This window comes from Mesorhizobium sp. B3-1-9 (assembly GCF_006439595.1).
In the GTDB taxonomy this organism is placed as follows: domain Bacteria; phylum Pseudomonadota; class Alphaproteobacteria; order Rhizobiales; family Rhizobiaceae; genus Mesorhizobium.
Map to the genome: position 1 here is coordinate 295,789 of NZ_VFTJ01000004.1, position 11,981 is coordinate 307,769.

General features: G+C 59.8%; 9 protein-coding genes. 8 read left to right on the forward strand and 1 reads right to left on the reverse strand.

The window, feature by feature from the left end:
- Nucleotides 1-388 precede the first annotated feature (388 nt).
- Nucleotides 389-2,086, reverse strand: a complete 1,698-nt coding sequence (locus FJW07_RS09895) for a hypothetical protein (protein ID WP_140856093.1) — start codon at nucleotides 2,084-2,086, stop codon at nucleotides 389-391.
- 81 nt (nucleotides 2,087-2,167) lie between these two features.
- On the opposite strand from FJW07_RS09895, the gene FJW07_RS32365 reads away from it, so the two are divergent.
- From FJW07_RS32365 to FJW07_RS09935, 8 genes are all read left to right on the forward strand, one after another.
- On the forward strand, nucleotides 2,168-2,455 hold the full coding sequence (locus FJW07_RS32365) for a hypothetical protein (RefSeq protein ID WP_140856095.1): 288 nt from the start codon (nucleotides 2,168-2,170) through the stop codon (nucleotides 2,453-2,455).
- Nucleotides 2,456-3,613 (forward strand): glycosyltransferase, encoded by a 1,158-nt coding sequence (locus FJW07_RS09905; RefSeq protein WP_140856096.1) that lies wholly within the window; start codon nucleotides 2,456-2,458, stop codon nucleotides 3,611-3,613.
- 48 nt (nucleotides 3,614-3,661) lie between these two features.
- The gene (locus FJW07_RS09910) at nucleotides 3,662-5,230 is read left to right on the forward strand and encodes a GMC family oxidoreductase (RefSeq protein ID WP_210239868.1); all 1,569 of its coding nucleotides are present in this window, start codon (nucleotides 3,662-3,664) and stop codon (nucleotides 5,228-5,230) included.
- A gap of 7 nt (nucleotides 5,231-5,237) precedes the next feature.
- Entirely contained in the window at nucleotides 5,238-6,137 is a 900-nt protein-coding gene (locus tag FJW07_RS09915; RefSeq protein WP_140856100.1) for an NAD(P)-dependent oxidoreductase, read from the forward strand.
- 374 nt (nucleotides 6,138-6,511) lie between these two features.
- On the forward strand, nucleotides 6,512-7,489 hold the full coding sequence (locus FJW07_RS09920; RefSeq protein WP_210239449.1) for an NAD-dependent epimerase/dehydratase family protein: 978 nt from the start codon (nucleotides 6,512-6,514) through the stop codon (nucleotides 7,487-7,489).
- The gene (locus FJW07_RS09925; RefSeq protein ID WP_181182603.1) at nucleotides 7,489-9,414 is read left to right on the forward strand and encodes an HAD-IIIA family hydrolase; all 1,926 of its coding nucleotides are present in this window, start codon (nucleotides 7,489-7,491) and stop codon (nucleotides 9,412-9,414) included. The genes FJW07_RS09920 and FJW07_RS09925 overlap by 1 nt, the downstream gene beginning before the upstream one ends.
- A complete protein-coding gene (locus FJW07_RS09930; protein WP_140659320.1) occupies nucleotides 9,411-10,412 on the forward strand; it encodes a GHMP kinase in 1,002 nt (333 codons plus the stop codon). Before FJW07_RS09925 ends, FJW07_RS09930 begins: the two co-directional genes overlap by 4 nt.
- On the forward strand, nucleotides 10,409-11,113 hold the full coding sequence (locus FJW07_RS09935; protein WP_140643725.1) for an SIS domain-containing protein: 705 nt from the start codon (nucleotides 10,409-10,411) through the stop codon (nucleotides 11,111-11,113). The genes FJW07_RS09930 and FJW07_RS09935 overlap by 4 nt, the downstream gene beginning before the upstream one ends.
- Nucleotides 11,114-11,981: the final 868 nt, after the last annotated feature.

The following is an 11,981-nucleotide window of genomic DNA, read 5'->3' on the forward strand; positions in this document are numbered from 1 at the left end:
CCCGCAATGGAAGCTCCAATAGATGGTTAGAAAGCACCATAGGTGATTAGCTCTTTGTGGTTATCCCTTCAGGTTAGCTCGGGGCCAAGCAACCAAGGCAGATGGCACGGTGGCGGCACGATCACCTTCACCAGTTGCGTCGTCAGCGCTGCCAGACGTGAGGAACCGACAGCAGCGCGATGCCTTCACGCCAGCGAGGACAATCATCGACCTGCGGCCGGGATCCCGGGCGACAGGCTCTCCGAGCAAGCAGTGTAGAATGCGGCGAACATCGCCGGCGCGATGAACCTCGCGCGCAACGCCGACATTGCCATTGGCCAGAACTGCGAGGCTCCGCATGTGGGCTCGCTTCTTCATTCGGCCGTGATTTCCGGGCTACCCCTTAATCTTACGCGCGAGAAGGGTCGAGGCCGCCCGGCCCTTCGCGGGCGGCGTCGTGGGCCCGATCAACTGGCCACGCCAACTGTCCCGGACGAGAGAGGGGCCACCCATGCGACGTTGAGGCCGGCACCTCGGGTGCTAGCGGCCGATACGAGGTCGTGACCTGGCGCAAACCACGGACATGACCGAACAGGTCGATCACCTCCAGGCCAGACCGGCGGTTGTAGGTGTGACACCCGAACGCTTCGGACCAAATGCCACCGACCGGGGTCTGGGCAAACGCCGACGCGCCGAGCGCATCGATCCGGCAGAACGTCACCGCGCCGCCATAGCTGCGAGCGCAGTCCTGGACCGGGCGTAGCAGGCGTCCGCCGTGTTGGATGACAGCGCCTGCGGGGCGGCTGAGCGCAGCATCGAGCAGGACGGGGTTTGCGGCATGGGGCGTCCAAGGCCCCGTCAGGCTCTCGCCATGGTAGAGGCTTAGGACATCCCAGGACGTGGACCTCCACAGCCTTGGGCTGACGAAAAACCAAAAGCCGCCCTCATGGCGCAGCGGCGTGGTGTCGTAGCCCTCAATGCCTTCCAGGAGGCAGGCCTCCCGCTTCCACCGGTACGGGAATTCGACTGCCCTGTAGAGACTGACATTCCTTGCCGCCCCCGATTCTGGGATCATCCAGACCTGCCCGTCCTGCTCGAACACGAACGGGTACGAGAGGTGGTGCGGCTCCTCCAAGACGATCTGAGGTGCGCCGGCGGTCCCGCTCCGGTCAGCTGTCACGACCGCAATGCACCCCCGGTTCTTTGAATAGAGGTACTGTTCGACGAAGATGAAATCCTGCCCCAGATACCGGAACGGGAATGGGTCGGCAAGGAAGCTGCCGGTGTCTCCGGTGAGCACGCTGAAAGCTGCTTCGCCTTTGTCGAGCAGACTCGCCGCCTGGTCGAAGCGCCAGCCGATCCCCCACGATCTGCCGCCTCTCGCCAATCTGTCCAAGAACGCGATTGCCTTCGATGCCGCCGTGCCAGTCTCCCATGCAATGGCCGAAAGCGCGCCGAGCGAAGGCGCGGCCGTCGGCGGACCGGGGACACCGGACGGAGCTGAACTGGTTTCCTCGCGCAAGGCTTTTAGAATCAGCGCCACAGCGCAGGAGAGGACGCTGTCGAGACCGGCTGCGAACACTTTACGGTCCACACTGGCCGGACGCGCCATCCACGGCTGCGACGGGCGCGCCGTATCGTAGAGGTCAACGACAAGGTCCTGATCATTCGCCAAGGCCGTCATGACTCCAATCTCGCTCGGTAGCCCGTTGAAGAGTGGAGTGAGCACGCGTCGTCCCGACGGGAGCGGCTCTTCGCCGCTCAAATTGATCACCACATCCACTTGGTCGGCCGGCGGCGGCGGCAGGGATCGCAGCTCCGCCTCGACGGAGCCGGTGACACCGTTGACACGGTAACCATAGAGTAGTCGTTCGAGTTCGATCAACAGGCGGAAGATCAACGGCAGCGGGCGGCAGCCAGCCGCGAAAGCGCAGGAGACATCGTTGCCGGGCACTTCAGCAAGCGCCTCCGCCAGCCACAGATGCCAGCGCAGCAGCCGCGACGGATCGAGACTCAAGCAAATGCGCATTGTTGTTCTCACGGCGAATTTCAAGCAGACGACAGCTTTGACGAGCACCCGCAGCCAGATGCCACTATGCCCGATCAATGCGGGGCTGTGCGAGGCCAGAGGAGGTAATCCTTAGGGGCCGTTGCACTCGGCGCCCGGCGAGAGCCACATGCAGGGATGATGGCTGGCTGGCAACGGGCGAAATACTGGCTGCGCAATGCTTCCGGAACGAACTTCACGTTGGACGGCAAGCCGTTCTTCGTGACCGGCGTAAACAACCACTATCTGACCTACGGATCGCAGGACGAGGTCACCCGCGTTCTCGCCAGCGTCGTGATCTGTGCCGACCACACTCGATCGTTCGGACGATTTGAACGACGACGCCGCGGCGGTGCGCCGCCGGACCATCGCCCGGTTTATCGAAGAGTTTGGGAAAACATTGGCAGCTCAAGTCGGGAGAATTCCTAAATGCGTATTGCGCAATCGGGTCCACCGATCGGCGTTGGCCAGGAAAGCCACGTCCGCAACCCAAGTATCGGTCTCGCCCGCCGCAAACCTGACGTTGCCGCTGCCACAACCGGTCAGCCTGGATCGCGAACCGAGCAGCCCGAGGATGACGTAGGCAGCGAGCGCCGGCAGATTCCCCCCACCATCTCGGTGATTATCTGTGCCTACACTGAGGAAAGATGGGAGCTGATGCTCCAGTCGGTGGCCTCGGCACAGGAGCAGACCTTGCAACCCTGCGAGATCATCCTATGCGTCGATCAGCCCTTGTTCCGCCGTTGTGCCGCGCAGTGGGCTGATTTCGCCGCATCCACCCCCCCGGTACGGGTGATCCAGAACAAGCATGACGGGCATCTGGGGTCGGCGCGAAACACCGCAGCCGAAGCCGCTGCCGGAAATATCCTGGCGTTCCTGGATGACGATGCAGCGGCCGACAAGGACTGGCTCGAGATTCTCACCGCCCCGTACCAGGATGAGCGCATCGGCGCTGTCGGCGGGCGCCCCATACCGGTTTTCGAGACCGGCCGCCCGGCCTGGTTCCCTGTGCAGTTCGACTGGGTGTTCGGATGTGCTTATGATGGCCTTCCGACCAGCCGAGGCCCTTTGGCCCGCCTCATAGGAGCCAATATGTCGGTGCGGCGGATCTTCCTCGAGCAGGTGGGAGGGTTCCATTCCGACAGGCACGACGACATGGACATGTGCCACCGCGTGGCGCACATCAAGGGCAGTGAGGCGGTCATCTATGAACCGGCGGCGACCGTCCGCCACTTCGTACCCGCCTCACGGGCGACCTGGAAGTACTTCTGGCGTCGCTGCTTCTTCGTCAACAAGGGGAAGGTCGAGGCCTTTGCCCAGATGGGCGACGCCGCCACGCTGAGTGCAGAGGCCCGTTTCGTCTGGCATGCGCTGACCAAGGGTGTGCCGAGGGAGATTTTGCAAGCGGCCAAGGGTGACGCCGCCGGACTGGCCCGGTCCGCAGCAATAGTCGCTGGCGTGGGGCTGGCCGCGGCAGGCCACGTCGCCGGCCGGATCGAGCTGGTGCGGCGCTTTCGCCGGCGGCGCCAACAGGCAACCAAGCAGATACTGGACACAGCCGCGCAAGGCGGTGGCCGCGGGAAGTAGATGCCGTCTTCGATAATCATTGGTTCGGGTCCGGCTGCAGCCGCCGCCGTGTTGGCGCTGTCCGAGAAACCGGACGAGAAGATAACCGTGTTCGATCCGGGCACCGTGCTGGAGGCGGAGACGCAGGAGGTGATCTCCAGGCTGTCCAAGCTGCGTGTCGACGACTGGGACGAGGAGGACGTCCGCCGGATCAGCCTGCAACCCAAGCGGCTCCAATCCGATTCGCTGCCTGAAAAGAGAAGCTACGGATCCGATTTCCCTTTTGCCAACAAGGGTCAGCTCGACGGCGTCCACTCCGAGGGTAGAGTCAACTCGGCTGTCATATCAAGCGCCTACGGGGGGTTCAGCAATGTTTGGGGGGCCCAGATCATGCCCTTCAGCGCCGCCACGTTGAAGGGATGGCCGTTCGACTTCTCGGATATGGAAGAGCACTATCGGACGATCCTGGGTCACATTCCTTTCGCTGGAGAGTCCGACGATCTCGAGGAGTGGTTCCCGCTCATCGGATCCCCGGACCCGCTTCCGCCGCTGGCGCCGCGCACGCAGATGGTCCTGGCCAACTACGACAGGCACCGCGATCGAGTGCGCTCCGCTGGAATAACGATAGGCCGCGCCCGGCTCGCCTTCTCGGCGCCCGAATGCCAGCCCTGCGGCCTATGCATGACCGGGTGCCCGCGGTCGCTGATCTTTTCGGCCTCGCACAGCTTCGATCGCTTCAGGCGCAGCGGGAGGATCGACTACCATAGCGGGCTGCTCGCGGCGCGAGTCGACCAGGAGGGTGCCACGGCCGTCGTGCAGGCCCGGGAGCTGTCCAGCGGCCGGATCCAGCGATTCACAGCCGACCGGGTCTTCGTGGGCTGCGGAGCAATCGGGACCACCCGGCTGATCCTGGGCTCGCTCGGATCTGGCCAGCCGGTACATCTTTCGGAATCGGCCCAGTTCGTTCTTCCAATGATGTCCATGAAGCCGACCCCCGACCCACGCACAAGGCGCGAGTTCACGCTCAACCAATTCACCATGGCCATCGTCCAGGACGACGAGGGCTTCGATGTCTCATTGATTCACTTCTATCCGTTCAACCAGGCATACCAAGATGCGCTTCCCGGCTTCCTCCAACACCGCGCTGCCGCCTTCGCAACGGATCGGCTCCTGAGCCGGTTGACGGTAGGCCTGGGCTACTTGCCATCCTGGGCGTCACCCAAGGTCCGGGTCAGCGCCCAGGTGTCCGCAGCTCCTGATGAGCTACCCCAGATCACCCTCACTTCGGAGGGCTTCAGCGAGGCCAAGGTCAGGGGCAAGAACGTGCCTCCGATGCTGCCTGACGTAATTAAGCGGATCCGCAGGGCTGCACCCTACCTTGACCTGTGGCCAGTCACGCCGCAGATGCTGTGGTCGGGCGGGGCCAAGAGCTACCACTTTGGCGGCAGCTTTCCCCATGCCAGAGAGCCGGATTGCGGACGTGCGACGACAGACCGCCTCGGGCGGCTGGCGCGCTGGGACCGGATCCATCTCATCGACGGATCGGTTTTCCCGAATGTTCCAGCTACCACCTTTACCCTGACTGTGATGGCCAATTCCCATCGCATCGCCTGCGAAGCGATGCAACTGACGGGTTGAGCGTTCCATGCGGGTCGGTATCACCGGGGCCAACGGATATGTCGGGACCATCCTGCGCGCCGCCTTCGCCGAAGAAGGGCATGAGGTCATCGGCTTCGCCCGTTCGAACCGGGTGACCTCCGAATCTGCCGCCGGCGTCGCCGAGTGGCGCCCATACGAGATCAGGCGCCCGCCATCGGGGGCTGCTCTCAGCGACCTGGATGTGCTCATCCACGGTGCATGGGACCTGACTCTCGTCAGCGCCGGTGAAGTGTGGGGTGTCAATGTGTCCGGCTCGCAGCACCTGCTCCGCAATGCCGCCGACGCAGGGGTTCGCCGGGTCATTTTTATCTCCTCGATGTCCGCCTATAAGGGAACCCGGCAGTTGTACGGTCAGGCGAAACTGGCCTGCGAGCGCACGGCCAGCGGCTTGGGAGGGGTCTCCACCCGCCTCGGACTGGTGTACGGCCCCGGTTGGGGCGGAATGGCAGGCGCGCTCCGTAAGCTCACCAACCTGCCGATGACACCTCTCATCGGGGCACGTTCCCATCAGTTCACCGTGCATGAAGTGGATATGGCGGCCGCCATGGTGCGTATTGCCGAGTCGGACATGCCCCTGCCGGAACCAGTGGGGCTGGCCCATCCGGAACCGGTACCATTTCGAAGGCTCATGCAAGAGATCGCAGCGTCACAAGGCAGAACATTGCGCGCCGCTCCCGTTCCCTGGCAGATCGTCAGTGGGGTCCTAAAGGCAGCTGAGACCCTGCATGTCCCCCTGCCCTTCCGATCCGACTCCATCCTTGGGCTTGTTCACCCGGCGGCGGAGGTTCCCGGCGTAGAACAGCTCAAGCAGCTCGGAATCGAGTTTCGGAGCTTCTCGCTGGGCCGCGACCGACCCTCATCAGGGACGTTGCGTCGATATCCCTGATCGAAGACCCGTCTCGATGCGCCAGCGACACGGACGGCGAAATTGTGCGGTTCGGCACGATCGCAAGGATCCGCGGCGTCGACATCTGCGCGAACTGCCGCGCACGCGCTCCGCGTGAACAGACCGTGAGCGCCTCGACCGTCCTTGGGATGGTCGTTGGCGTCGCCGCAAAGGCAAGCGCGGTGCGATTCAGTCCGGATCTGCAAAATGGGGCTACTCCTGAGGAATGATCGCGGATCGGAGAGAACCATGCGATGCTTGAGAAAGACGCATGAGACGCATGACCTTAACGACGAGCGAAGAGCTTAACGCCCAGCTCGGTCGAACTCCCGGCCCCAGCGAAAGCTTGCGCACTAGAGGAAGGCGCAATCCCATTGGCTGAATCGCGCGCTATTTTTGTATCGGGAGTTGCGGGCTTTGTAGGAAGCAGGCTTGCAAAGATCTTTGTTGATCGTGGATATCCGGTCTTTGGCTTTGACAACCTGTCGCGCGGTTCTCGCGAGAACCTGAACGAGCTTCTCACGCATGAGAGGTTTATTTTTGAGAAAGTGGATCTCTCAGACGCGGGTGCGGTGAGAAGCCGCTTTATGAATTGTCACAGACGCATTCCGATTTCCGAAGTCTGGCACATGGCTGCCAATTCCGACATTCCTGCGGGAATCGCCGATGCCTCTGTTGATCTACGCGATACCTTTCTATCGACGTTCAACGTGTTGGACGCAATGAAGGAAGCGGGGGTTCCGTTCCTTGCTTTTGCATCCAGCTCAGCCGTGTACGGCGATTTGGGGGAGGCTCCGATTAGAGAGGATGTCGGGCCGCTGCTGCCGATTTCCAATTACGGTGCCATGAAGCTCGCGTCGGAAGCGCTAATCAGCGCTGCCGTCGAGAACTGGTTAGCTCGGGCGTTGATCTTTCGCTTTCCGAACGTGATCGGTGTCCCAGCAACACATGGTGTCATTCTGGATTTCGTCAGAAAGTTAAGGGTTTCACCAAGCAAGCTGAATGTTTTGGGATCGGGGCGGCAACGGAAGGCATATCTTCATGTCAATGATCTGATTGATGCGATTGTCTACTTGCGTGCAAACGCATCCGAGCGGCTTGGCTGCTACAATATCGGTCCTGAGGACAAAGGGGTAACCGTTAGCTTTATAGCGGAAACGACTGTCGAGGCTGTCGCACCGGGCGCGGGGATCGAATACGGATTTGAAGATCGCGGTTGGACGGGAGATGTTCCTCGATTTTCCTATGACATAGCAAAACTCCGTGCGCTCGGTTGGCGGCCCCAGCTTGGTTCGGCTGACGCTGTTCGAAAAGCCGTCGTAGAAATCGTGCGGCAGGAAGGACACCCGTGATGCAGGCCCAGGCCGTTGTACTTGCGGGTGGTCGAGGGACGCGGCTCAGGGGCCGGATAGGTGATTTGCCTAAGTCGTTGGCCAACATTGGTGGCAAGCCACTTCTTGAGCATCAAATCGTCCTCGCCAAGCAACACGGGATTGAGAGGATCTTGATCCTGGTGAACCACGCAGCCGAGCAAATCGTGGAGTTTTGCAATCAGCGCAAAAATTGGGGGATTGACGTTCGTTGCATAGATGACGGTGCGCCGCTTGGGACAGCTGGGGCAGTTTTGGCCGTTTTGGATCTGCTCGACGACGACTTCCTTACGATCTACGGCGACACGATGCTCGACATCGATCTGACCCGCTTTAAGTGCTTCCATGAAAAGCACAAGGCGGCGGCAACCGTTTTCACCCATCCGAATGATCACCCGCATGATTCCGATCTGATAGAAACGTCGGAAGACGGCGTGGTTACCGCGTTCCATCCATATCCACGCGACCCGGGTTGCTATTATCCAAACAAAGTCAGCGCGGCTCTTTACTACATTCGAAAACAAGCTCTTCTCCGTTGGCGCGCGGCAGCAACTCCGCTCGATTTCGGCAAGGACCTGTTTCCCGAAATGCTTCGGGCCGGCGCGGAAATCAGAAGCTATGGCAGCCCCGAGTACATAAAAGACGCGGGAACCCCGGCGAGACTCGACAAGGTTTGCGCCGACTTTGAATCGGGCCTCATAGCTCGGGCTTCACTCACCTCTCCGCAGAAAGCGGTCTTTTTGGACAGGGATGGGTGCATCAATGTTGACCATGGACACATCGATCGTCCCGAACGCTTCGAACTGATTGAGGGGGCCGCGGCCGCGATCGCCAGTTTCAACCGGGCCGAATACCGGACAATCGTCGTCACCAACCAACCCGTTGTGGCGAGGGGCGATTGCTCTGTACGAGACCTGCGGATGATCCATAACAAGATGGAGACTGAGCTTGGCCGCCGTGCAGCTTTTGTCGATGCCATCTATTTCTGCCCACACCATCCAGACCGCGGCTTTATCGGTGAGGTGGAAGCGCTGAAGGTCCGCTGCAATTGCCGCAAACCTTCTACCGGGTTGGTTGATGAGGCGGTCCAAACATTCAATATCGATCGCAGTCAGTCCTGGATCATCGGCGATTCCTCTACGGACGTTGCTCTCGCAAAACGATCTGGCATCAGGTCGATCCTGGTCGAGACGGGCGCAGGCGGGTTGGACAGCAAGTATCATGTAATGCCCGATTATACCGTCTCGGACTTGTTCGAGGCTGCCAAGTTCATTCTCACTGGTCACCCGATCTTGATAGATACAGCATCTGATCTGATCGCACATGTGAAGCCGGGGGACGTCTGTTTCGTGGGGGGCCTCTCCCGGAGCGGAAAGAGCGTCCTTTCCAGCGCCATCGCGGAGGTTCTTCGCGGGCGCGGCTTTGATGCGCAGGTCGTTGCTCTTGATCGCTGGATACGGTCCGTCGCCAATCGCGAACCAACGGTGATGGGTCGCTATGATGTGAGCGAGATCAGGAAGGTTCTAAGCCGCTTGGTGGGAGTTCGTTCTCGCGAGACGCACGATCTGCCCTACTACGAAAAGCTGGGCCGCGTATCGCATCCGAAATCAGAAAAGATAACTATTTCTCCGGAAACCGTCCTGATCGTGGAAGGAGCCGTCGCTCTCTCGCTCTCCGATGTGGTTTTGCGCAGTCGTGCACACACGTTCTTCGTCGATATCGATGAGGAGCTGAGGAGGTGCCGAGTAACGCGAGAATACTCGCGGCGAGGTGCGGATCGAGAGGCTGCAGCGAGTATCTACCGTTCGCGCCAGGAGGATGAGGCACCGATCGTGCTGGCATCGCGAACGAGTGCCAATCATTGCGTCCGATTGCGGGCGATCGAGCTGATTGAGGCGGTCGGATGATTATCAGTCAGACGCCACTTCGAGTCAGCTTTGTGGGAGGTGGCAGCGATCTTCCTGCCTTCTATCGGCAGGAGGGTGGCGCCGTCCTAAGCGTTGCGATCGACAAGTACGTTTACGTTAACGTGAACCGTAAGTTCGATAACGGCACTCGAATCGCCTACTCAAAAACAGAAGAGGTAGAGAGCGTCGAGAATATCCAGCACCCAATTGTAAGAGCTACGATGGAATACCTCGGGATTCGCGGAGGTGTCGAGATAACAACCATCGCCGATATTCCATCGATGGGAACAGGACTTGGATCATCGAGCTCTTTTACTGTTGGCCTTCTGCATGCGCTGAACGCGTTTCGAGGGCAGTATGTTTCGAAGGCAAAGCTCGGTGCTGACAGTTGTTGCATAGAGATCGAACTTTGTGGCGCGCCCATTGGAAGGCAAGATCAATACGCGGCCGCCTTCGGCGGGTTGAATCTTATCGAGTTTCACTCTGATGATCGCGTCTCGGTGTCGCCGCTCATATGCCCACGTGATTTTATCGCTTCCATCGAGAAGCAAGTTCTTGTGTTTTACACCGGCATGACGCGCAGCGCGTCAGACATTCTCGTCCGACAATCGGAGGGCATCGCAAGGGCACCGGACAAGCGAAAAGCGCTGAGGCAGATGGTCGAGCTCACGTACCGCCTTCGTGATGAACTGCATCGATGTAACCTCAACGCCTTCGGCGAAATCCTCCACGAGAACTGGCTCTTAAAAAAGAGCCTCTCCGAAGAAATCACGAACGATGCGATCGATGGCTGGTACCGAGCTGCGTTACGGGCAGGTGCCACGGGCGGCAAGCTACTCGGAGCAGGCGCAGGAGGTTTTCTCCTGTTCTTCGCGCCTCTCGACCGCCACGACGCAATCAAAGTGGCTCTCGGGGAGCTAAAGCACTTTCCTGTGAAGTTTGACTTCGCCGGTAGTCGCATCGTTCATTATCAACCAACATCGGAGGCCACCCAATGAAACATTTTGGCGGCAGTGCTCAATCAACCGACATCCGAGCCAACCCAAAAAATCTTGACGGCAGCGCTCAAGCTTATTTCAAGAAACTTGAGATCGTCCTGGCTTCGTTGGACCACCAAAGCTTCGATAATGCGGTGGCCTTGGTCGCGCAGGCACAAGAGGACGGCAAGCAGATAATCACGCTTGGAAATGGTGGCAGTTCACTCACGGCGCTACATTTCATTACGGACTGGAATAAGAGCATCTATCTCTCTACGAAGCTTCCTTTTCGTGGCCGAACGCTGGTCGACAATGTGGGCCTCACATTCGCGTACGCGAACGATGTTTCTTTCCAAGATGTGTTCGTCGAGCAGCTGAAGAACATCCTGAACGAGGGCGACCTGGTTATCGCAATTTCGGGAAGCGGAAACTCAGAAAACGTTTTGCGCGCTGTTCGATACGCCAATGATCATGGCGCAGTTACGTTAGGTCTTTGTGGATATGGCGGAGGAACACTCCGGCAGATCGCCCAACACGTGGTTTGGGTCAATGTGAATGACATGCAACTAGCGGAAGATATACATTCTATGTTCGGGCATGTCGTTATGCAGCGTCTTTGTTTTGCAAGTACACAAAAGTGGAGCGATCGGCGACAACAGCGCCGCGCTGCTGGAGGTCTCAATACAAATGGAACTGGCGCCGAGACGAACTGGCAATCCTGATCGAGAACAAGCGATGCAGCACTATCGGCTCTACGTTCTGGACGAACGCGGCCAGTTCAAGGGCGGGATCAACCTTGCCTGCATAGACGACGTTGCGGCGAAAGAGCAGGCCAGGCGGTTGGCAGAGGGCCATGAGGTGGAGCTTTGGCGATTGGTCGCGCGGTTCAAATTTGACAATCCGCGGGGCGGTCCCGGGGCGACGAAGCGCCCTCGCGCCGTAGCGCCACGTTCCAGCCATTTCAACAAGCCACCCAAACGATCGCACTCTCCCCTTGGATGCGGTTGCACGTCTTGGCGCTGTTCAGATCTTGAAAAACACGATGCCGATGAGGCATCGTTGGCGTTGCGATCGAACGGCTGTCCAGCGCTATAGAGACCGCGCCCGATAACGGTGCCAGGCCTTCCGCCTTCGATCATTGAAAGCGGATGACGCGGGCATCGCCGCTGCGTGTTGGCGACGTCGCTCAGCAACACGTGTAGAGACTGGAGCGTGATCAACGGCGCAACGGCTGACCTCGGCCAAGCGCATCGGCGCGCCAACGGTGGTCGAACATCCGGGTCGGCAGCTCCAGCAATAGGCTCGACGGCTCGTCCGCCATGCAGCATCGGAAGACAATCCCGCCCACCCCTCTCGACGACCTCAAATGCGAACGGCCCGCTCGAACCAACGGGCGCCCAGCGAGCGCAACATCTCAGCGGACGGACACGGTTTTGGTAGGGCGTCCGCAAGGCCGTCTCGGTGCGGCCGTTCGATCACTTTCTATATTAGGACGTGTTTATAAGTTACATTAGGAATGTGTTAATAATACCGCACCGAGCCTCATTCTCGCCGCAAATGGTAGTATGGTCGCTCATGTCACGTACATCG

What these genes read in the sequence shown, in the direction of transcription:
- FJW07_RS32365 (WP_140856095.1), top strand. Translation starts at nt 2,168, where the DNA reads ATGGCTGGCTGGCAACGGGCGAAATACTGGCTGCGCAATGCTTCCGGA.
- FJW07_RS09905 (WP_140856096.1), top strand. Translation starts at nt 2,456, where the DNA reads ATGCGTATTGCGCAATCGGGTCCACCGATCGGCGTTGGCCAGGAAAGC.
- FJW07_RS09915 (WP_140856100.1), top strand. Translation starts at nt 5,238, where the DNA reads ATGCGGGTCGGTATCACCGGGGCCAACGGATATGTCGGGACCATCCTG.
- FJW07_RS09925 (WP_181182603.1), top strand. Translation starts at nt 7,489, where the DNA reads ATGCAGGCCCAGGCCGTTGTACTTGCGGGTGGTCGAGGGACGCGGCTC.
- FJW07_RS09930 (WP_140659320.1), top strand. Translation starts at nt 9,411, where the DNA reads ATGATTATCAGTCAGACGCCACTTCGAGTCAGCTTTGTGGGAGGTGGC.
- FJW07_RS09935 (WP_140643725.1), top strand. Translation starts at nt 10,409, where the DNA reads ATGAAACATTTTGGCGGCAGTGCTCAATCAACCGACATCCGAGCCAAC.